The organism is Mesorhizobium sp. M1088, from assembly GCF_040318575.1.
Taxonomy (GTDB): domain Bacteria; phylum Pseudomonadota; class Alphaproteobacteria; order Rhizobiales; family Rhizobiaceae; genus Mesorhizobium.
Genome location: NZ_JAMYMO010000001.1, coordinates 485,694 through 505,980, shown reverse-complemented (window position 1 = coordinate 505,980; position 20,287 = coordinate 485,694). Strand labels below are relative to the sequence as shown.

The 20,287-nt window shown below is 62.4% G+C and carries 20 protein-coding genes; 7 read left to right on the top strand and 13 right to left on the bottom strand.

The genetic code is table 11. The annotated features are described in order from the left end of the window. Positions 1-61: 61 nt before the first annotated feature. A complete protein-coding gene (locus NKH49_RS02540) occupies positions 62-493 on the top strand; it encodes a VOC family protein (RefSeq protein WP_352470564.1) in 432 nt (143 codons plus the stop codon). A 145-nt stretch (positions 494-638) separates the two neighbouring features. Here NKH49_RS02540 and NKH49_RS02535 read toward each other — a convergent pair whose 3' ends face one another. From NKH49_RS02535 to ehuB, 5 genes are read right to left on the bottom strand one after another with little or no spacing between them, the layout of a single operon-like run. Next, positions 639-1,370, bottom strand: coding sequence for a GntR family transcriptional regulator (locus tag NKH49_RS02535; RefSeq protein WP_352470565.1), 732 nt, complete (start codon positions 1,368-1,370; stop codon positions 639-641). Further along, positions 1,367-2,146 carry an ectoine/hydroxyectoine ABC transporter ATP-binding protein EhuA gene (gene ehuA, locus NKH49_RS02530; RefSeq protein WP_023717024.1) on the bottom strand — a complete coding sequence of 260 codons (780 nt, stop codon included), beginning with the start codon at positions 2,144-2,146 and terminating at the stop codon, positions 1,367-1,369. Before ehuA ends, NKH49_RS02535 begins: the two co-directional genes overlap by 4 nt. Continuing rightward, the gene (gene ehuD, locus NKH49_RS02525; RefSeq protein WP_023674259.1) at positions 2,143-2,802 is read right to left on the bottom strand and encodes an ectoine/hydroxyectoine ABC transporter permease subunit EhuD; all 660 of its coding nucleotides are present in this window, start codon (positions 2,800-2,802) and stop codon (positions 2,143-2,145) included. The genes ehuA and ehuD overlap by 4 nt, the downstream gene beginning before the upstream one ends. Then, positions 2,799-3,527 (bottom strand): ectoine/hydroxyectoine ABC transporter permease subunit EhuC, encoded by a 729-nt coding sequence (ehuC, locus tag NKH49_RS02520; RefSeq protein ID WP_352612531.1) that lies wholly within the window; start codon positions 3,525-3,527, stop codon positions 2,799-2,801. Before ehuC ends, ehuD begins: the two co-directional genes overlap by 4 nt. A 54-nt stretch (positions 3,528-3,581) precedes the next feature. Continuing rightward, positions 3,582-4,451, bottom strand: coding sequence for an ectoine/hydroxyectoine ABC transporter substrate-binding protein EhuB (gene ehuB, locus NKH49_RS02515; protein WP_352470567.1), 870 nt, complete (start codon positions 4,449-4,451; stop codon positions 3,582-3,584). A 242-nt stretch (positions 4,452-4,693) separates the two neighbouring features. On the opposite strand from ehuB, the gene NKH49_RS02510 reads away from it, so the two are divergent. The 6 genes from NKH49_RS02510 to NKH49_RS02485 all read left to right on the top strand — a co-directional run bounded on the left by NKH49_RS02510 (position 4,694) and on the right by NKH49_RS02485 (position 12,116). Beyond that, positions 4,694-5,884 carry a M24 family metallopeptidase gene (locus tag NKH49_RS02510; protein WP_352470568.1) on the top strand — a complete coding sequence of 397 codons (1,191 nt, stop codon included), beginning with the start codon at positions 4,694-4,696 and terminating at the stop codon, positions 5,882-5,884. A 74-nt stretch (positions 5,885-5,958) separates the two neighbouring features. Further along, positions 5,959-7,107, top strand: coding sequence for a M24 family metallopeptidase (locus NKH49_RS02505; protein WP_352612529.1), 1,149 nt, complete (start codon positions 5,959-5,961; stop codon positions 7,105-7,107). A gap of 10 nt (positions 7,108-7,117) precedes the next feature. Continuing rightward, complete coding sequence (locus tag NKH49_RS02500; protein ID WP_352470570.1) at positions 7,118-8,374, top strand: sarcosine oxidase subunit beta family protein; 1,257 nt, start codon at positions 7,118-7,120, stop codon at positions 8,372-8,374. 13 nt (positions 8,375-8,387) lie between these two features. Continuing rightward, positions 8,388-8,669, top strand: a complete 282-nt coding sequence (locus tag NKH49_RS02495) for a sarcosine oxidase subunit delta (protein ID WP_352470571.1) — start codon at positions 8,388-8,390, stop codon at positions 8,667-8,669. Beyond that, positions 8,666-11,620, top strand: coding sequence for a sarcosine oxidase subunit alpha family protein (locus NKH49_RS02490; protein WP_352612526.1), 2,955 nt, complete (start codon positions 8,666-8,668; stop codon positions 11,618-11,620). The genes NKH49_RS02495 and NKH49_RS02490 overlap by 4 nt, the downstream gene beginning before the upstream one ends. Next, a complete protein-coding gene (locus NKH49_RS02485) occupies positions 11,613-12,116 on the top strand; it encodes a sarcosine oxidase subunit gamma (protein WP_352612524.1) in 504 nt (167 codons plus the stop codon). Before NKH49_RS02490 ends, NKH49_RS02485 begins: the two co-directional genes overlap by 8 nt. Before the next feature lie 65 nt (positions 12,117-12,181). Here the strand turns inward: NKH49_RS02485 and NKH49_RS02480 are convergent, their stop codons facing one another. The 8 genes from NKH49_RS02480 to dgoD form a co-directional block, all read right to left on the bottom strand. After that, complete coding sequence (locus NKH49_RS02480) at positions 12,182-12,646, bottom strand: cupin domain-containing protein (RefSeq protein ID WP_352612522.1); 465 nt, start codon at positions 12,644-12,646, stop codon at positions 12,182-12,184. A gap of 203 nt (positions 12,647-12,849) precedes the next feature. Continuing rightward, on the bottom strand, positions 12,850-13,725 hold the full coding sequence (locus tag NKH49_RS02475) for an aldose 1-epimerase (RefSeq protein WP_352612520.1): 876 nt from the start codon (positions 13,723-13,725) through the stop codon (positions 12,850-12,852). A 5-nt stretch (positions 13,726-13,730) separates the two neighbouring features. Further along, complete coding sequence (locus NKH49_RS02470) at positions 13,731-14,531, bottom strand: FadR/GntR family transcriptional regulator (RefSeq protein ID WP_352470576.1); 801 nt, start codon at positions 14,529-14,531, stop codon at positions 13,731-13,733. Positions 14,532-14,533: 2 nt separating this feature from the next. After that, complete coding sequence (locus NKH49_RS02465) at positions 14,534-15,478, bottom strand: ABC transporter permease (protein WP_352612518.1); 945 nt, start codon at positions 15,476-15,478, stop codon at positions 14,534-14,536. Between the two features lie 53 nt (positions 15,479-15,531). Then, positions 15,532-17,055, bottom strand: a complete 1,524-nt coding sequence (locus NKH49_RS02460) for a sugar ABC transporter ATP-binding protein (protein ID WP_352612516.1) — start codon at positions 17,053-17,055, stop codon at positions 15,532-15,534. Between the two features lie 94 nt (positions 17,056-17,149). Next, complete coding sequence (locus NKH49_RS02455; RefSeq protein WP_352612514.1) at positions 17,150-18,133, bottom strand: substrate-binding domain-containing protein; 984 nt, start codon at positions 18,131-18,133, stop codon at positions 17,150-17,152. A gap of 30 nt (positions 18,134-18,163) precedes the next feature. Beyond that, the gene (locus NKH49_RS02450; protein WP_352470580.1) at positions 18,164-18,940 is read right to left on the bottom strand and encodes an SDR family oxidoreductase; all 777 of its coding nucleotides are present in this window, start codon (positions 18,938-18,940) and stop codon (positions 18,164-18,166) included. A 5-nt stretch (positions 18,941-18,945) separates the two neighbouring features. Next, positions 18,946-20,118, bottom strand: coding sequence for a galactonate dehydratase (gene dgoD, locus NKH49_RS02445; protein ID WP_352470581.1), 1,173 nt, complete (start codon positions 20,116-20,118; stop codon positions 18,946-18,948). Positions 20,119-20,287 lie beyond the last annotated feature (169 nt).

Here is a 20,287-nt window from a genome sequence, read left to right as displayed (position 1 = left end):
TTCAATTCGTCACTGTCGCCCGACTTTATCCTGGTGTCTCCGACAACCAGAGGAGATCGCCATGAAACCGCGCATTTCGGTTTTGACTATCGCTGTCGCCAACCTCGAGAGTTCTCTGGCGTTCTACCGCGACGGTCTCGGCTTGCCGACGGAAGGGATCATCGGCCGCGAGTTCGAGCATGGCGCCGTCGCGTTCTTCACGCTGTCCGGCGGGTTGAAGCTCGCGATCTGGGCGCAGGACGACCTCGCCTACGACACTGGCCTGCCCAAGGCGCCGATCAGCTCGACCTCGTTCACAGTCGGACACAACGTTGTGCGCCGCGAAGAAGTCGATCAAGTGATGGATGAGGCCGCTCGCGCCGGAGCCGAGATCATCAAGCCTGCCCGGGACACGTTCTTTGGCGGATATGCCGGATACTTCCGCGATCCGAACGGACACCTGTGGGAGGTCGTCTGGAACCCCGCCAACATACCGAATGAGGACGCTCTCTGAGGGCAGGTATGGCCCTGTAGGATCGGGCCGTTCCGGTCATTCCCGGTGCTGGCAAATTCTATCGGCATCGGGGCGGGCGGCCTGCTTTCCCTGGCAAACGAAGCCAGTTCGACGGCAGTCCACCAGCATAATCTTACGGGGCTGATTATGTAGCTCTATCCAGATTCGCCTCGCCTGCATGGCGCATCATGCGGCGGAAGCTCATTGAGATATGCGCCCGCCTTATGTGCCCGATGGACTCCCAGTCGCCGATTTCGGCCGCGGCAAGGACCTCTTCCATTTCGCGGCGGAATGCGGTGAATTCCTCGACGAGGCCCAATTGCGGCATCAGCTTCAGGACGACGCGCGCGACCTGAAAATACAGGCGCTCGCTGATCTCGCGCAGTGGCTGGTTGCCGGTCATCGCCGTGAGCTCGTAGAAAAAATCCATGTTGAGGCGCAGGAAAGCGCGCTGGTCGGGATTGAGTATATCGGCATCGCAGCGCGCGATGAGCGCCCGTATCCGGTCAAGATCGTCCGCCGTGCGCGGAATCGGCGAAAGCTTGCCGACGAGGAGCGCCAGCTCCAGGCGCAAATGATAGACCTGCTGCAATTCCTCGATGTCGACGTCGGTGACGATCGTGCCGACGCCGTGGACGGATTGAACCAGACCCTCGGATTCAAGGCGCGCCAGCACGCGCCGGACCGGCGTGCGGCTGATCTGGAATTCCTGGGCAAGTTCTTCCTCGGACAGGTGGCTTCCCGGCGCATAATCGAGCAGGCAGATGCGGTCGCGCAATATCCGGTAGATGCGCTCGAACCGCTCCCGCGCGGAGAGCGGGCGCGGCGGCGCGGCGGTCACCGTCGTGGGCGGCTTGGCCTCTGTCTCGATCGTCACCCAGCCTCCAGGACAGCATGCAGGAATTGCCGTGTCCGCTCGTTCTTGGGAGCACCAAACAGTTCGCTTGGCGGCCCCTGCTCGCAGATCTTGCCTTGATAGAAGAAACAAACGCGGTCGGAAAACTCCTTGGCGAAGCCCATCTGATGGGTGACCATCAGCATGGTGAGATCATGCTCGCGCCCGATTTGCCTTATCACCTGCAGCACTTCGCCGACAAGCTCCGGGTCGAGCGCCGACGTCACCTCGTCGAACAGCATGATCTTGGGCCGCATTGCCAGCGCCCTGGCGATGGCGACGCGCTGCTGCTGGCCGCCAGAAAGCTGTGACGGATAGTGGTCCTTCTTCTGGGCCAGACCGACCAGCTCCAGCAGTTCGGCCGCTCTTGCCTCGGCGTCCGCCCGCTTCATTCCGAGCACCGTTATCGGCGCCTCGATGCAGTTCTGCATCGCTGTCATATGCGGAAACAGGTTGAACGACTGGAACACCATGCCGATCTTGGCGCGGATCTTGCGGATGTGGGCGAGATCGGCGGGAACAAGCTTGCCGTTCCTCTCCATATGGGTCAGCGGCTCGCCTTCGACCCAGATGACGCCGTCATTGATCGTCTCCAGCGTCATCAGCATGCGCAGCACCGTCGTCTTGCCCGAACCCGACGGACCGATGACGGAGACTTTTTCGCCGCGCGCTATTTCGAGATTGAGCCCGTCGAGAACGGTTAACGTGCCGTAGCGTTTCGATACATTGTCGAAGCGGACCATCGGTTGTTCAGTCATCGGGTGGTCCTCCGGTTGAGCAGCCCTTCGAGAGAGCGGATGAGCGCCGCCGAAACCAGGCTCATGGCAAGGAAAAACAGGCCGACCAGCGTGATCGGCTCGGTGTAGCGGAACGTTTCGGAGCCGATGATCTTGGCGGTCTGCATCAGTTCCATCACGGCGATTGCGGAAAGCAACGGCGTTTCCTTGAACAAGGCCACCAGATAATTGCCGAGCGCCGGAACGATCGGCGGGATCGCCTGCGGAATGATGATGTCGCGGAACGTCGTCCAGGACGAGAGATTGAGCGCGATCGAAGCTTCCCACTGGCCGCGATGGATGTTGTCGAAACCGGCGCGATAGACCTCGGAGCAATAGGCGGCGTAGTGGATGCCGATGGCCAGCACCCCGGCGGTGAAAGCGTCGAGCACGACACCGAATTTCGGAAAGACGAAATAGAGAAAGAATATCTGGATGAGCAGCGGGGTCGAGCGGATCAGCTCGACCAGCACCGAAATCGTCCAGCTGGTCCATGGCACGGCGATGCGGACAACGGCCAGCACCAGGCCGAGCGAGGCGGCAAGCGCAAAGCCGATCAGCGTCGCTTCGATGGAAATGACGGCGGCGCGGGCAAGCACCGGCAGGATTTCCAGGGCAAATCCCCAATCCCAGATCATGCCGCCTTCCCCCGCGCCAGTCCGAGCGACGCTCGCCTTTCAAGAAGCCGCATGCCGATGGTCACAACCAGCGACATTGCCAGGTACATCAAAAGAACGAGGGTGAAGATCGGAATGGTCTTGAACGTGTTCTGGTTCATTTGCTGCGCCTTGAAGGCGAGATCCGAAAGCGTGATCAGCGAGACCAGCGCCGTCGATTTCAGAAGCTCGATGAACAGATTGCCCCAGGGCGGGATCATCGCGACAAAGGCCTGCGGCAGGATGATCCGGCGCAGCATCTGCGGGCGGCTCATGTTCAATGCAGTACACGCTTCCCACTGGCCGCGGGCGACGGACTGGATCGCGCCGCGCACGCACTCCGATCCGTAAGCGCCGACATTGAGGCCGAGCGCCAGCACCGCCACAACGAATGCGTTGATCGTGACGCCGAATTGCGGGAGCACGAAAAACAGCCAGAACAATTGCACCAGCGCCGACGTTCCGCGGAAGATCTCGACGTAAACCGTGGCCAGCCATCTGAGCGGCGTCGGGCCGTACATCCTTGCAAGTGCTGCAAGCACGCCCATGATAATTGCCAGCAGGCTGCCGAGGACGGCGATCTCGACCGTCAGGACCGCGCCTTGCAGCAGGCCCGGCATGAACACTCTATAGCTGTCCTGCGTTGCCAACGCGCCGATCACGACCAGCGCGATGACCAGCATGGCAATGAGCGTACGGATTCCCATGCGATTCCCCCGGGAAAAAAGGGCGGCGCTTTCGCGCCGCCAGCAGTTGGGAACCTATTTGCCAGCGCAGAGCTCTGCGGTGGTCTTGTTGGGCAGATAATCCTTGCCGAAGCCGAGTGGCTCGACCAGCGCGATATGCTCCGGCGAACCGATGAACTTCTTCAGCTCGGCGTTGAAAGCCTGCTGCAGGTCGGTGTCTTCCTTGCGGAAGCCGAAGCCGCCATGGCCTTTCACCGACTTGCCGGCGACCTCGCCGAAGGGCTTGGTCGATTCGACACCGTCGGCCTTCTTGGCCATGTCGGCGATCGAAAGGGCGGTAAGCGCGGCAGCATCGGCGCGGCCCGACTGGACGGCGGCGACCAGGCTGGACTGGTCGGGCAAGGAGACGATCTGCCCATCGGCAACGCCCGCTTCCTTGGCGAAGCCGCCTTCGACGGCGCCGGCCATCACGGCAAGCTTGAGATCCGGATTGTCCTTGATGCTGGAAAAATCCTTGATGCCTTTCGGATTGCCTTTTGCCACCAGCATAGCCTCGCCGATGCCGTAGGACGGCTCGGAGTAGTTGATCTCGGCGCAGCGCTTCGGGGTGATGAACATGCCGGCGGCGATGATATCGAAGCGGCCGGCCTTGAGACCTGGAATGAGCGAGCCGAATTCGGTCAAAACACCGTCGACCTGCGGTATGCCCATCTTGGCGAGCACCGCCTTGGCGACTTCCGGCGCCTCGCCGGTCAGCTTGCCGTCTGGCGTGGCGTAACCGAACGGCGCCTCGTTGGCGAAACCGACGCGGATGTAGCCGTCCTTCTTGGCCCGTTCGAGGGTGGTTTCCGCGTGAGCGGACAGCGAGGTCAATGACGTCGCGGCGAGCGCGATGCAGGCAGCCGCTTTCACGACCATGCGGCGCGATATCGATGAATTGAACATGCTTTTCTCCCATTGGACAACTGTGGATGGTTCCCAGGGCGCGGCCTTCTTCGAGGTCGGCGCCTGCTTGATCAGACGTATACAACTGCCCTAGACATTTCGCAAGCAGAGATATAGAAACCATGGAAATTCGGCGATAATTCGTAGTTAGCCAACAAATTGACGTCGAGTTGTGCACAATTTGGGCCTGCTTGCCCATATTTTATCAAAGGGCAAGCGGCGTACTGGAAGGCAGGATTTCGGTGGCGACCGCGAAGGGCTTCGGGACATTCACGCAAGCGGAGTATGGGCAGCGCCTCGCCGGCGTGAAGACACGCATGCAACAAGCCGGCTTCGATCTCATCGTCTGTCAGGATCCAGCCAACATGTGCTGGCTGACCGGCTATGACGGATGGTCGTTCTACGTTCCGCAGTGCGTGCTCGTCCATCTGGAGGAGGACCGGCCGATCTGGTTCGGCAGGGCGCAGGATGCCAAGAGCGCACGCCTGACCACCGGCCTGCCCGAGACAAACATCGTGCCGTTCTCGGAACGGCTGGTGCAGCAGCCCGTCGAACACCCTTATGACGAACTCGCCCAACTGATCCGGTCGCGCGGCTGGGGAAAGGCCCGTATCGGCGTCGAGATGGACGCGCATTATTACACTGCGCGCTGCCACGCCCACCTTGTCGAGGGGCTGCCCGACGCGCATTTCGCCAACAACCACGATCTCGTTAACTGGGCGCGGCTGGTCAAATCCGAAGCCGAGCTGGTGCTGATCCGCGAGGCGGGTGCGATCTGCACGCATGCCATGAACCGCGCCATCGGGAAAATGCGGCCCGGTGTGCCTCAGAACCATGTCATTGCGGAAATCTATCACGCGCAGATCATGGGGGTGCCCGGAGCGGGCGGCGACTATGCCGCGATCTGTCCGCTGATGCCCGTCGGCGAGGGCACCAGCACGCCGCATCTGACGTGGTCCGACGCGCCGCTGCCGGACAGCGGCCCCGCCATTCTGGAGATTGCCGGCGTGAGGCGCCGCTATCACGCGGCGCTGACGCGGACCATACATTTCGGCAAGCCGCCGCTAGCCATCCTCGACATGGCCAAGGCAATCGTCGAGGGTGTCGACGCCGGCCTCGAGAAGGCGCGCCCCGGCTACACCGCCGAACAGGTGGAAGCCGCCTGGCAGGCAGTCCTGCGACGGAACGGGCTGAAGAAGGAAAGCCGGGTCGGCTATCCGGTCGGGCTCGCATACCCGCCCGATTGGGGTGAACGCACCGCAAGCCTTCGTCCCGGCGATACTACCGAGATGCAGTCCGGGATGTGCTTCCATTTCATGGCCGGCGTCTGGCTCGACGATTTCGGCATCGCCATCTCGGAGTCGTTCGTCGTCACGGAACGCGGCGGCGAACGCCTCTGCGACGTGGCGCGCGACCTCATCGTCATCGACTGACATGGCGGCCGGGAAACCGGCTGCCGAAAAGACCATGCCCGCCAGCAAGCCGGCAACAAGCACGAGGACGCCCGATGGACCGCAATCCGTTTTCCGAAGCCGAAATCGCCGGCCGCCTGGCAAAGGTCCGTACTGCACTGATCGAGCGGGAGCTCGACGCGGCGGTGTTTGCCTCGCCGGAGAACGTCTTCTATCTCACCGGGCTTGATCACTGGGGGTATTTTGCCCCTCACCTGCTGATCGTTCCACTCCAGGGAAACCCCGTCCTGGTCACCCGCTCGATGGAGAAGGTGACGATCGAGAAGCAGGTGAAGGCAGCGGAATTCCGCGGCCACTCCGACAGCGAAACGGCGGCCGACCTTGCCGCGCGGGTGCTTGCGGAGCTCGGCCTCTCGGGCAAGCGGATCGGCCTCGAATACTGGACGGCCGGCCTTAGCCATGGACTTGCCGTGGCGCTCCAGACGCAAGCCGATGCAACGTGGAGCGATGTCTCCGGTCTGATCGACGAGATGCGGCGGGTGAAGAGCGCCGAAGAACAGGCGCTGATGCGGCGTGCCGCAAAGGTGACGGACGCCGCCGCCGGTGCCGCGATCGCCGCGATCTCCGATGGCGCTTCCGAACAGGAGGTCGCCGCCCAATGTGTTTCGGCAATGATCCGCGCCGGCGGTCATGCGCCGGGCTTCGGACCGTTCATCCGCCCGGCCGCGCGCCTGGGTGAAGAGCACACGACCTGGGGCGACGGAATCTACCGCAAGGGCGAGCCGGTCTTTGTCGAACTGTCCGGGTGCATCTCGCGCTACCATGCCCCGCTCGGCCGGCTCGTTCGCATCGGCCACATCAGCGATGAAGACGCCGCAATGGCGGAGGTGACCGCCAAGGCCTTCAACGCGGTCGTCGAGGCGCTGCGGCCGGGCGCCAAGGCGCGTGATGTTTACGCCGCCTGGCAGGCCGTCGCCGACGAGGCCGGCCTTTCCCACTATCGCCGCCATCACTGCGGCTACCTTGTCGGCGCCGGCCAGCCGCCGTCATGGACCGGCGGCAATTCGGTGACCGGCTTGCGACACGGCTCCGACCTCGAGATCGAAACGGGGATGAGCTTCCACATCCTGTCATGGCTGATGGGAACGGGTCGCGGCAATGACTTCGTCTCCAACACGGTACTTTTGACCGACGCGGGCGCCGAAGTGCTCACCCGCACGCCGGCCGGCCCGATTGTTCGATAGGCCCGCACGCATGGCGCGCTACTCGGCACTCTCGATTTTCCGCAACGCGCTCGCCGGCCAGAAGAATTGGCAGCGCGCCTGGCGTGCGGCGGAGCCAAAACCGTCCTATGATGTGATCGTCATCGGCGGCGGCGGACACGGCCTCGCCACCGCCTTTTACCTCGCCGAGAACCACGGCATCCGTAACGTCGCCGTACTCGAAAAGGGCTATGTCGGCGGCGGCAATGTCGGCCGCAACACCACCGTCATCCGCTCCAACTACCTGCTCGACGGCAACACCCAGTTCTACGAATTCTCGATGAAGCTCTGGGAGGGCATGTCGCGCGCGCTGAACTTCAACGTCATGTTCTCGCAGCGCGGCCAGCTCGTCACGGCGCATTCGGCCGATCAGCTCGACGGCTTCAGCCACCGCGCCAATGTCATGCGGCTGAATGGCATTGATGCCGATATCCTCGACCGCGACGAGGTGCGCCGTCTCGTGCCCTATCTCGATTTTTCCGACACCGCCCGCTTTCCGATCCATGGTGCCATCTTCCAGGGCCGGGCGGGCACGGCGCGCCACGACGCCGTCGCCTGGGGCTATGCGCGCGCCGCCGACAGCCATGGCGTCGACATAATCCAGAACTGCGAAGTGACAGGCTTCCTCCGCGACCGCGACAGTATCGTCGGCGTCGAAACGACGAAAGGCCGGATCGGCGCCGGCAAGGTCGGCCTCGCTGTTGCCGGTCATACATCCGTGCTCGGTGCCAAGGCCGGCCTTGACCTGCCGATCGAAAGCCACGTCCTGCAAGCCTTTGTCACCGAGCCGCTGAAGCCGCTGGTAGATCACGTCGTCGCTTACGGCGCCGACCATTTCTACGTCAGCCAGTCCGACAAGGGCGGACTGGTCTTCGGCGGCAATCTCGACGGCTACAATTCATACGCCCAGCGCGGCAATCTCGGCGTCGTGCGCGAGGTGGCGGAGGCGGCGATTGCTTTGATGCCGTGCATTTCGCGCGTCCGTCTGCTGCGCCACTGGGGCGGCGTCATGGACATGACTCCCGATGCCAGCCCGATCATCTGCCCGACGCCGATCGACGGCCTCTATCTCAATGGCGGCTGGTGCTATGGCGGCTTCAAGGCGACGCCGGCTTCCGGCTGGTGCTTCGCCCACACGATCGCCACCGGCAAGCCGCATCCCCTGATCGCGGCCTACGGACTCGATCGTTTCCGCACCGGCCACACGCTCGATGAGGCCGGTGTCGGCCCTTCCGCCTGGCTGCAATAGGAGGCGGGACAAAATGCTGCGCATCGAATGCCCCTGCTGCGGCCCGCGCGACCATGACGAGTTCCGCTATGGCGGCGATGCCTCGGTCACGCGTCCAACCCATGACGATGCCGATCCGGAGGCCTGGTACCGCTACGTCTATATCAGGACAAACCCGGCCGGCCCGCACCGTGAATTCTGGCAGCACGTGACCGGCTGCCGGCAATGGCTGGTGGTCGAACGCGACACCCGCAACCACGCGATCGCATCCGTCGACTTCGCCAGGAAATCGACTGTCAGGAAACAACCGGCATGAGTTCGAACCGCAAACGCCTGCCAGCGGGTGGCCGCATCAGTCGCGAGGTGCCGGTAGATTTCACCTTCGATGGCCGCAAGCTGATTGGGTATCGCGGCGACACGCTCGCCTCCGCGCTGCTCGCCAATGGCGTCACCCTGGTCGGTCGCAGCTTCAAATATCATCGCCCGCGCGGCATTTTTTCCGCCGGGCCCGAAGAGCCGAATGCGCTGGTTACGCTCGGGAGCGCCGGCAGGCGCGAGCCGAACCTGCCGGCGGCGACGCTGGAACTCGCCGACGGCATGGTCGTGGAGAGCCAGAACCGCTGGCCGTCGCTTGCCTTCGACGTGCAAAGCGTCAACGGCCTTTTCGCGCCGTTTCTGTCCGCCGGCTTCTACTACAAGACCTTCATGGGCCCGACGCGCCGCGCCTGGATGTTTTACGAACATTTCATCCGCAAGGCGGCCGGCCTGGGCAGAGCCGCCACCGGCCCCGATCCCGACCGCTACGAGGTTCATCATGCCTTCGCCGATGTCGCCATCGTCGGCGGCGGCCCGGCGGGATTGTCGGCGGCGCGGGCGGCCGCCGCGGCCGGCGCGCGGGTCGCGCTGATCGAGCAGGATTTCCTGCTTGGCGGCCAGCTTCTGGCGGAACCGTCCGACAGCGCAGCGGCCGCATGGCTGAGGCAGGCCGCGGCCGAGTTGGAGGGCTTCGAAACCGTCGCGCTGATGAAGCGGACGACCGCTTTCGGCAGCTATGACGGCAATGTGCTTGGACTGGTCGAACAGCGCGATCCAACCGATCCGCAGCCGAATGGCGAGACACGCCAAACGGTCACCATGCTGCGCGCCCGCGCCATCGTTTTCGCCACCGGCGCCATCGAGCGGCCGATCGTGTTCTCGAACAACGACCGGCCCGGCGTCATGCTTGCCTCGGCCGCGCGGACCTACCTCAACCGTTTCGCCGTCCTGCCGGGCAAGAAAATCATCGTCGCCACCAGCAATGACGGTGCCTGGCGCACCGCCTTCGATTACGCCGCAGCCGGCGCGGAGGTGACGATTGCCGATCTGCGCGCCGTCCCGCCCGCAGCACTTGCCGCGGAAGCCGCACGGCTCGGCGTGGTGGTGAGGGCCGCAACGCGCATCGTCGACCTGCACGGCGGCCATACCGTCAGGCGCGTAACGCTCAATGGACCGGAGGGACAATCCTCGGCCGCCTGTGACCTCGTCTGCATCTCCGGCGGCTGGTCGCCAACCGTGCATCTCACCTCACACCTCGGTGTCAAACCTGTGTATCGCGACGACATTGACGGCTTCGTGCCGGGCGCGTTTCCGGCGGGCCGGTTCGGCGCCGGCGCAATGATAGGAGCTTATGCGACCGCCGCTGCCGTCGAGCACGGCCATCGCGCCGGCATCGAAGCGGCAGCCTCCTGCGGCAAGTCGGCGCCGGTGCCCGCTCCATCGAAACTCGATCTCGGTGAGACCGCCTCGACCGTGCTTCGCGAAGCCCTGCCCGCTGGACGCGGAAAGGCCTTCGTCGATTTCCAGATGGACGTGACGACCGGGGATATCGAGCTCGCCCATCGTGAGGGCTATGAATCGGTCGAGCATCTGAAGCGCTACACCACGCTCGGCATGGGCACCGATCAGGGCAAGACCAGCAATTTTCCCGCACTTGCCGCCATGGCAGCGCTGCGCGGCGCAACGATTCCCGAGACCGGCACCACGACCTTCCGCCCGCCCTATACGCCGGTGGCGATCGGCGCGCTTGCCGGACGCGCCGTCGGCCATCATTTCAAGCCGATCCGCCGCACGCCGATGCACGACTGGCACATGGCGAATGGCGCCGAGATGCTCGAGGTCGGGCTCTGGATGCGGCCCTATTTCTACCGGCAGTCGGGCCGCGACGTGAACGAAGCCTATGTTGCCGAAATGCGTACCGTGCGTCAGACCGCGGGGCTGATGGACATCTCCACGCTCGGCAAGATCGATGTCCAGGGCCCGGATGCGGCAATCTTCCTCGACCGCGTCTATGCCAACGGCTTTGCCAAACTGGCGATAGGCCGCGCCCGCTACGGCGTCATGCTGCGCGACGACGGCATCGTCTTCGACGACGGCACCACGACGCGGCTAGCGGAAAACCGGTTCTTCATGACCACGTCGACCGCCAAGGCCGCCGATGTGCTGTCGCGTCTCGAATTCCTGCTCGACACGGCCTGGCCGGATTTGCGCGTGGCCGTTACCTCGGTCAGCGATGAATGGGCGGCGATGTCGGTTGCCGGGCCTAACAGCCGCGCAATCCTCGGTGCTGCTTTTCCTGGTCTCGACGTTTCCGACGCGGCGCTTCCGCATATGGGGCTACTCGAAAGCGAGTGGCAGGGCCGTGGGCTCCGCATCCTGCGCCTCAGTTATTCCGGCGAGCGCGCTTACGAAGTCTATGTCGGCGCCACTGCCGGTGAACAGCTCTGGAGCCTCTTGCTCGAAGCCGGCACACCCTTCGACCTGAAGCCTTACGGTGTCGAGGCGCTCGGCGCGCTGCGGGTCGAAAAGGGCCATGTCGCCGGACCGGAGATCGATGGGCGCACGACGCTCGACGATCTCGGCCTCGGCCGCATGGCCGGCAAGCGCAGCGGCTTCGTCGGCGATGTACTGCGCCGCCGCCAGGCCTATCAGGCGCCTGAGCGCCAGCGGCTGGTCGGACTGGAATGCGCCGAAGACGGCAAGCGCCTCCGCGGCGGGGCGATCCTGTTCCTGCCGGACGACAAGATCGAGGGCCATGGCCGCGGCCGGGTGACCTCGATCACCTTTAGCCCAGAACTCGACCGCTATGTCGGATTGGCCCTGCTTGCCGGTGATGTCGCGGCAGAAGGAAGCGAGGTCGTGGCGGTCTATCCGATGAAGGCCGAAACGGTTCGCGCCCGCGTTGTCTCGCCGGTATTCATCGATCCGCAGGGAGAACGGCTGCATGGCTAGCTTGACCTCTTCTCGGGATTTCAGTCTGTCCGTGGCGGATTGTCCGCTTATCCAGATCGAGGGCTGGGACGCGACACTGAGACAATTCGAAAAGAGCGTCTCGGCGTCGCTCAACACGAAACTTCCCGCTTCGGTGGGAGAGACGGTTCGCCACAAGGGCCTTTTGACCATCCGCGTTGCACCTCGCCGCCTTTGGCTGGCTCTCGACGAAGGCACAGAGGCGCCAGCCCTTGTCGTCGACCCCGATCTCGGCTGTTCCGTGCCCCTCGGGGAAGGTCGTGTTCGTTTGAAAATGGCCGGCCCTGGTATCGCAAGGCTTCTGTCCGGCTGCATTGCCGTCAACTGGCACGCGCCGACCGCCGCTCCGGGCCGCGCCGTGCAAACATCCCTCCATCACGTGCCCGTGCTCTTCCTGCGCACCGGCGAGACCGCGTGCGAGCTCATCGTGCCGCGAAGTTTTTCGCGAAGCCTCTCGGATTGGATTGCCGACGGCTAGCCAATACCGGTTCCTCGGGCAAGGGCCGGCTTTAGCGGCGATCCAAGCCGCCATCACGAAGTCATCTACTCTCTTGCCGGCCAGTCCTGCAGGAGCGTAACCCCAAACTTCGGCGCGGCTACTTTGAGCCGCTCGATATCGGCAGGCGTTGGCGGCCCGACCACCTCTCCCTTGCTGCGTTCATGGCCACCTTCGGCGAGAAACTGCTCGAACACACTTGGCGTGTCTATCAGGATATAGCGAACGAGCTGATTGCCGGGATTCATAAGCTGGTGCGGGATGCCCCGCTTCAAAAACATGCTCTCGCCGGGCGAGAGCGTTCGGACCACACCGTCCACAATTGCGGTCAAGTGCCCTTCGATGACGTAGACCGTCTCGTCGTCATTCGCATGAACATGGATTGGCGTTTTGGTGTGCCCGTCGCTTCTGTTTTCGAACAGACTCAACAAGCCTCCCGTCTGTTCGCCGGAGACCAGTCGCTTCATGACGATGCCCGCGAGCACGAATTCTTTTGGTTCAACATCCGTCATTGATCCAATCCTGCCAGGCACATTTGGTGGCCCGTCAAGCAGACGAGCTGCGCAGCGACATCCGGCAAACGTCGAACTGGCTCGCGGGTTCCCGGTCGCCGGAGTTCCCTCTTCTCAAGCTCCGTTTGGACGAAAAGACGGCTTCGTTGTCACCGGACATGCAGGCCGACATCCGCCAATTCGAGGGCGCCGCAGAGGTCCGCCTAACTGACGGCAAAGCTGCAACGTGCTGCCAGGCTCTCGCCGGGCCCAAGCACCGACAGTCCATTCCATTTGTCGATCGAACCCCGATTATGAGCATCGACAACATGACTGACCGGTTCAAAACAGAAGAAGTCGCTCTCGTCCGATGGCGAATAGACCAGGTACAAATTCAAGGGCGATGAAGCTTCAATCCGCAGGCTGCAACTGTGCTCTGGCCAAGATATGGAGGCGACACCATCCCAGCCAGCGAACACATTGTTTATCCATCCGCTCGGCAAGGCGGCCGGGGCGCCGAAATTCCAATCGGGATGGGTTTTGATATCCACAAACCGTTCAGGGAGGTGGTTGGGCCGTTCGATGCAAACCTGTGATGCCGCGGCGTGAAGCGTGGTCAACGCTGTTCTCGGGAACCATGGATGGATGCCAAGCCCGAACGGCAATCTGATCGATGCCCGATTGACGATGCGAAGTTTCAGCTCGAGCCCCTGTCCGGCCAGCGCGTAGCTCACCTCGGCGCGATATCGGTATGGGCCAGGCCCGTTGCTGATGAGCGACAGCTTTGCGTTGTCCTGCGTTATGCTGTCGACGTCCCACTCGCTCGAAAATCCATTGCCGTGAATGGGAAAGGGCTCGCGTGCAACATTGGCAGGCAGTTCGTGGAATTTGCAGTCGAATGTGAACCCGCCGCCCGAGATGCGATTTGACCATGGCAAAAGCAGGTTGCAGGCAAGGTCGAACGGGTTGCTGCTCCCGCCGTTCGGCCAAGGCCTGAAGAGCGGCACGCGTCCATGGTCCAGTCTCGCAAGACCTGCCCCAAGCGATGGGACGATTTCAGCAGACAGGTCTCCGCTTCTGATCTTGATCGTCCCGACCATCCGCTTCAGACGGTATTGGCCTTGGCAGCGGCGATCGGCTGTTGATGGCGGCCTTTGCGAGCCACTGCAAGAAGGTCGTTCGACGCGATCCCGATGAGCGCCTTCATCTGATCGTGTGCATCGTCGGCCCTCCGCATCCTGATTGCCTCCAGCACGTCGCCATGCGCGCTCAGCGTCTGCTGGTAATTAGCGGTGGCCGATGTGGTCAAGCGGAAGGAGAAGCTGAGGGCGGCCGCAAGCATATTGCCGAGATTGGCGAACACCGGGTTGCGGCTGGCACGCAGGATGGCCGTATGAAACCTGACGTCGGCATCGAGACACGCAGCGAGATCATCCTGCGGAGCAATGCGCATGGCTTCATAGGCCGCTTCGATGACCGCGAGATCGCCTGACGTCGCCATCTTGGCCGCAAGTTGGGCGGCAGCGGGTTCAATGACCAGCCGCGCCTCGATCAATCCTCGGACGAAATCGAGATCGGGCTCGATATCGCGCATCCATTCCAAAACCTGTGCATCCAGCCTGTTCCATTCGCTCGACACGCGCACACGCGTCCCGGCCCGCTTGCGCGCCTCGATCAATCCTTTCGCCGAAAGCGTCAGAAGAGCATCGCGAAGCGCGGTGCGGCTCGCCCCGTAGATAACGCAAAGCTCGGCTTCCGTCGGCAGGACGGAGTGCTGGGCGTAGGAGCCGGCGAGGATGCGCTGTCCGAGATCGCGTGCGATGCGATCCTTGAGCGATGACGTGGTGCCATCTGCGGCAGGAATGTCCTGCTTGCCTTGGCCAGTCGAAGCGATCGCCGCGTCCATCGTCATGTCCTGTTCAAGTGGTACTCGGCAATTACCACAGCAAGTATCAGCAGCGAGCCCTTGGCAAGCAACTGATAGAAGGTTGGCACGGACGTCAGTATCATTCCGTTGTTGAGGACGCCAATGATGGCGACGCCCAGCAGTGCGCCGACGATCGTGCCCTTGCCGCCCTGCAAGGCGCAGCCACCAAGAACGGCCGCTGTGATGGCCTCGAGTTCCAGGCCTTGGGATCCGGATACGGGCTGCCCGGAGCCGGTACGGGCAGCCAACAGAATCCCGGCCAAGCCGGCCGCCACTCCACTCATGATGTAGATGCCGACGCGGTAGCGGTTGATGTTGATGCCGGAGAAGCGTGCGACAACGGGATTGCCGCCCAGGGCATAGATGTTGCGGCCAACGATCGAGCGGGCAAGGAAGAGATGGAACACGATCGCGGTCAGCAAGAGAATCCAGATCAGCAGAGGCAGGCCGAGGATTCGTCCGATCCCGATGAAGCGGAAAGTCTCGCTGAAAATCGCGATCGATTGCCCGTCGGACATGATGAACGCGATGCCGCGGAAGATCGCCATCGTACCGAGAGTCGCGATGACAGCGTTGACCCGCCCATAGGTGATGATGATGCCGTTCACGAGGCCGGCAAGACCGCCCAGGACCAGGCCGGCAAGAATGCCCGCGGCGGGTGATCCGGTGGCCTGGATGGCCATTGCCGTCGATACTGTGGTCAGACCGACAATTGCGCCGACGGCAATATCGAGCCCTCCGGCGACAATAACCACGGTCTGGCTCATCGCCAGAACGCCCAGGATGGTAATGCCTAGACCGATGTTCAGCAGGTTTCGGCTGGAGAAGAACACGTCGCCTCTCAGGGTGCCGAAAATGAGCACGAGAATGGCGAGAGCAACAAGAAGGCTTATGTTGTGAATGCCGATGCGCTCTGCGATGCGCAAGGAAGCGCGCCTTTTGCCGGTTTGCGTTGTTGCTGTCCTGAGCTCAAGGCTGTTCACTGAATTTGTCCTCCAAGCGATGCTGCAGATTGAGGCATGGCATGTCTCAGGATCGTGGCCTCGTCGATGTCAGGGCGGGAAAGTTCGGCCGTGATCCGGCCTCCAGCCATAACAAGCACCCTGTCGGCCAGCCCGATCAGTTCCGGCATTTCCGAGGAAATCAGGATTATGCCGATGCCGCTGGCGGCGAGTTCGTCGATCAGGCGATAGATTTCCGCCTTGGCGCCGATGTCGATGCCGCGGGTCGGCTCGTCGAGGATGAGAAGCATCGGCTGCCGCGCAAGCCAGCGCGCGAGAACGACCTTCTGTTGGTTGCCACCCGATAATTTCGAAACCTGTTCGTCGAGGTTAGGCGCCTTGATCGACATCTTTGCTGCAAGCGGTGAGACGATCTCCAGTGCCTTGCGCCGGTTGAAGAAGCCGAAGGTCGACGTTCTGTCGGGCACGCAAAGCGAGGCGTTATCAAGAATGCTTCGGAACAACAGCAGCGCCTCGTGCTTGCGGTCTTCTGGGGCAAAGCCGATGCCCGCCACGATCGCTGCATGCGGACTGTTGGGGCCAACGGGCACACCATTCATCGTTATGGTTCCGTCGAGGCGCCGATCATAGCCGACAATCGCCTTTGCCAGTTCGGATCGACCCGCACCCATAAGGCCGGCAATGCCGAGCACCTCGCCGCGGCGGACCTTGAGGCTCACATCGGTGACGTGGTCGGTGATCAGGCCCGTCACCTCCAGCAACGGTTGCCCCGATTGCCACGTCTCGCGCGTAAACAGATCGGCTATGTCGCGGCCCACCATGAGCTTGGCTATGGTCTGCTCGCTGGCACCGGCAGCGGGGGAATCATCGACCAGCCGGCCGTCCCGCAACACGACAATGCGATCCGCAAGGTCGATGACCTCGTTCAGCCTGTGAGAGATGTAGACGATCGAAGTGCCCTCGCCGCGCAGCCGGCGAATTACTGAAAACAGACGGCGCGCTTCGTCGTCGGTCAGTGACGAGGTCGGCTCATCGAATGCGATCAGCCGGCCGCCGGCACGTATGGCGCGCATGATTTCGATCATCTGGCGCTGTGCCGGACCGAGTGTGCTGCAGAGTTGACGCGGCAGCATATCCTGCTGCATGCCGAAGGTCGCAAGCACTTTATCGGTCTGGTCCTCGAGCCTGTGCCAGTCGAGCAGGACGCCTGCCAACCGCGGCAATTCGCCGACGAAAATGTTCTCGGCCACGGTCAGGTTCGGAACGATCTCCGGCTCCTGATGGATGACGCGTATTCCGGCTCTGTGGCTGTCGCGCGGTTCGCTGAAAACGATCGGCGTGGAGCCATGCAGCACGGTGCCGGTGTCCGGTGCGAACACGCCCTCGAGAATTCGCATCATTGTCGACTTGCCGGCGCCATTCTCGCCAACCAGGGCAAGCACCTCTCCTGGCCGAAAGGCAATCGAGACATTGTCGAGCGCCTGCACGACGCCGAAGCGCTTCGATATCCTGTCGAGCGAGAAGAAATCCGATTGCGTCAAAAGCTCACTCCCGAGGATCGATCCCGTGTGCCCGTCGACGAACTGCCGGCCCAAAGAGGGTCATGCGCACTGCGGCGCATGACGCATATCTGGTTCAGTGGCAGAGCTTGGCTTTGTAGTCCGACGCAAAATTGTCGGCGGTGATGTATTCCGGGTCAGTGAAGGATTGAACGGGAAGCTTGGTTCCGTCCTTGATGGAGGCCAAGAGAATCTTCACCGCCAGCGCGCCATGATTTTCCGAATTGAGCCACATCGTACCACGGAACGCCGAGGGCTTTCCGGATCCGAAGGCATCGCAGGCGCGGCTCCCGTCGATGCCGATCCCCATGCCCTGGTCTGCGGAATAGCCAGCATTCTCCAGTGCTCGCGCACCACCCAGCACGCCGTCATCGTTGCATGAATAGAATATCCAGTTCGTGACGCTGGGATTGGCCGTCAGTGTGGTGGTCATCACGTCGATGGCGTTGACCATCGTGTTGTCGTAGGGGACGCGAACGATGTTGCCCGGCTTGAAATCGGGCACCGCCTTCAGGAACGCTTCTTCCGCGCCCTTGTTGCGCTGCATGCAGGTATCGGCCTTGCGGTCCTCGATCGAGGCGATGCGCACTTCTTTGCCCGCCCAGCCTTCAGCCTTGTAGAGCTTGGCAAGCTCTTCGCCCACCCGCGCACCGATATTGTAAGCATTCATGCCGACATAGGGGACCTGGGTGCCATCCTGGTAGTAGATATCGTCGTCCACCGCCACCAAGGGAATTTTTGCGGCCTTTGCTTTCTCCGCGATGACCGGTCCCAGTGCCTTGTCGGGGACAACGATGGCGATGCCTTTCACGCCATCGCCGACCATCGTATCGAAGGTCGTGATCGTCAAATTGGCGTCGAACTGAACGTCCTGCGACACGAACGCGGCCCCTGCCGCCTCAGCCGCTTTCTTGGCGCCGCCGACTTCGGCGACGAACCATGGGTGGTCTCCCATCTTGTTGATGTAGCCGATCTTGATGTCGTCTGCGCTTGCTGTGCCACTCATCAGTCCGGCAGCCAGTACCGCAAATGTCGCCAAAGCCTTTGTTGTGGTTTTCATGAAGATCCTCCCTGAGCTCAATGGTGGTTGCTAGTCGTGGTAGAGAACCGAGCGCCCACCATCGATGGTGATCGTCTCGGCATTTATGAACGGCGCTTCGTCCGAAGCTAGGAAAACCGCCGTCATTGCAACCTCGTCCGGCCGGCCAATTCGCTTGGGCGGATGGAGGTCGTAGGCTCGCCGCTTCTCCTCGGCGGGGTTCGGGAATGTGTTCCAGTAGGCTTCCGCGATCGGCGTCTCGATATAGCCGGGTGCTATCGCGTTCACCCGGATACCGCGTGCGGCATATTCGATGGCCAGCGAACGGGTCAGGCCCAAAAGTGCATGCTTGGCGACCGGATACGGGAACGTATGGGGAATGATCTGGAAGGCGTGACAGCTCGCTATGTTGACGATGGACCCCGAGCCCTTCGCCAGCATCGTCGGCAAAACCGCCTTGGCGCAGAACCACGCGGCCTGGAGGTCGAGCTTGAGGCAGCGCTCCCATTCCTCATCCGGCATCAGCAATGGTTCGTAGAACACGTTGGCACCGGCATTGTTGACCAGAATGTCGACGCCGCCATAGGCCGTGATCGTGCCGGCGACCATGTCCGCGACCGCGGATGTGTCCGTGACATCCGTCTCGACGAACAATACGTCGGCGCCTCCGGCACGCAATTCGTCGGCGACCGCTTTGCCGCTTGCCGCATTCAGTTCGGCAATGACGGTCTTTGCCCTATGTGTTGCAAAAGCCCGGGCGGTGGCGGCACCTATGCCTTGGCCGGCGCCCGTGATGATTGCGATCTTTCCTTGCAGCCGGCCTGCCATTGCATTCACCAGTCGACCACGGTGCCGTCCGGCATGACGGCATTGCGGGCATGCAGCACTTCCTGCTTGAAGGGGTGACGCGCGATGACGTCCTCATTGACGGTGACGCCAAGGCCCGGCAGATCGGGCAGGTCCCAGCGGCCTGGTTTACGCCGAATTGGCCAGGTAACGACGTCGTCGTACCAGGCGACGGCACCGGACATCTCCTCCTGAATGACGACGTTTGGCGTCGATATGCCGAAGTGAAGAGCAGCGACGCCAGCGATCGGACCGAGCGGGTTGTGCGGCGCAAGGCCGATGCCTGCCGTTTCCGCCATGGCCGCGATCTTCTTTGTCTCCAGCAGACCGCCAGTGTGGCAAATATCAGGCTGGGCAATGTTGAAGGCACGGGCTGCGATCGAGTGCGTGAATTCGCGACGCCCGATCAGCCGCTCGCCGGAAGCGATCGGCACGGCCGATCGCGCCGTGATATGCGCCAGTCCGGCAACATCTTCGGGCGGCACGGGTTCTTCCGCGAACATGATGCGGGCCGGCTCGATTGCTCTGAGGTAGTCCATCGCAGCGTTAACGGATGCAGGGCGTCCATGGAAATCGACCATGATGTCGATGTCCGGACCTATGGCCTCGCGAAGTGAGCCAACCATGTTGGCGACAGAATCAACGGCTTTCGCAGGCGATGCGTAGTGGGTGTAGGGAATGCAGACGACCTTGACCGCATCGTAGCCTGCCTGCGTCACGATGCGTCCGCGTTCCACGATCGCGTCCGCGGATCCGGTCTCATAGACCGCCTTCATGTCTCCGAGGCCGAGATGCGTATAGGTGCGCAGATAGTCGCGAACCTGTCCGCCCAGAAGGCGCCAGACGGGGACGCCCAATGACTTGCCCAGGATGTCCCAGAGCGCGATCTCGATGCCGCTGACGGCAGACATTCCCTCGACGCCAAGACGCCAAAATCCGTGGCGCGTAAGTATCTGGTAGCACTGCTCCACGTTGCGCGGATCCTGCCCGATGAGCAGGGCCTCAAGGTCCTGAAGCGCCCCAACGACGGCTCGCGTCTTCCATTCCAGCGTTGCCTCACCCCAGCCAAACAGCCCGGGCTCGTCGGTTTCGACCCGGACGAAGACCCAGTTGCGCATTTCCGCATTGCAGACGCGCGCCTTGATGGCCGTGATTTTCATCGGTCCTCCCAGACCTGCCGCCTTTTTTCGATAGCAATATGTATGATTTATTACGGATAATATGGACGAGTCAAGTGCAACGTCGATGTGGACCAAGGCCGCCAAGGAACTGGTCCTCAGGAGGATCCGAGCAATTTTCGATCAATCCTTGTCCGCCGATGGAAGGGCT

Bases quoted from the DNA above. Each gene is read 5' to 3' on its own strand.
- NKH49_RS02540 (WP_352470564.1), top strand. From the start codon at position 62: ATGAAACCGCGCATTTCGGTTTTGACTATCGCTGTCGCCAACCTCGAG.
- ehuA (WP_023717024.1), bottom strand. From the start codon at position 2,146: ATGACTGAACAACCGATGGTCCGCTTCGACAATGTATCGAAACGCTAC.
- ehuD (WP_023674259.1), bottom strand. From the start codon at position 2,802: ATGATCTGGGATTGGGGATTTGCCCTGGAAATCCTGCCGGTGCTTGCC.
- ehuC (WP_352612531.1), bottom strand. From the start codon at position 3,527: ATGGGAATCCGTACGCTCATTGCCATGCTGGTCATCGCGCTGGTCGTG.
- ehuB (WP_352470567.1), bottom strand. From the start codon at position 4,451: ATGTTCAATTCATCGATATCGCGCCGCATGGTCGTGAAAGCGGCTGCC.
- NKH49_RS02505 (WP_352612529.1), top strand. From the start codon at position 5,959: ATGGACCGCAATCCGTTTTCCGAAGCCGAAATCGCCGGCCGCCTGGCA.
- NKH49_RS02500 (WP_352470570.1), top strand. From the start codon at position 7,118: ATGGCGCGCTACTCGGCACTCTCGATTTTCCGCAACGCGCTCGCCGGC.
- NKH49_RS02495 (WP_352470571.1), top strand. From the start codon at position 8,388: ATGCTGCGCATCGAATGCCCCTGCTGCGGCCCGCGCGACCATGACGAG.
- NKH49_RS02490 (WP_352612526.1), top strand. From the start codon at position 8,666: ATGAGTTCGAACCGCAAACGCCTGCCAGCGGGTGGCCGCATCAGTCGC.
- NKH49_RS02485 (WP_352612524.1), top strand. From the start codon at position 11,613: ATGGCTAGCTTGACCTCTTCTCGGGATTTCAGTCTGTCCGTGGCGGAT.
- NKH49_RS02480 (WP_352612522.1), bottom strand. From the start codon at position 12,646: ATGACGGATGTTGAACCAAAAGAATTCGTGCTCGCGGGCATCGTCATG.
- NKH49_RS02475 (WP_352612520.1), bottom strand. From the start codon at position 13,725: ATGGTCGGGACGATCAAGATCAGAAGCGGAGACCTGTCTGCTGAAATC.
- NKH49_RS02470 (WP_352470576.1), bottom strand. From the start codon at position 14,531: ATGGACGCGGCGATCGCTTCGACTGGCCAAGGCAAGCAGGACATTCCT.
- NKH49_RS02455 (WP_352612514.1), bottom strand. From the start codon at position 18,133: ATGAAAACCACAACAAAGGCTTTGGCGACATTTGCGGTACTGGCTGCC.
- NKH49_RS02450 (WP_352470580.1), bottom strand. From the start codon at position 18,940: ATGGCAGGCCGGCTGCAAGGAAAGATCGCAATCATCACGGGCGCCGGC.
- dgoD (WP_352470581.1), bottom strand. From the start codon at position 20,118: ATGAAAATCACGGCCATCAAGGCGCGCGTCTGCAATGCGGAAATGCGC.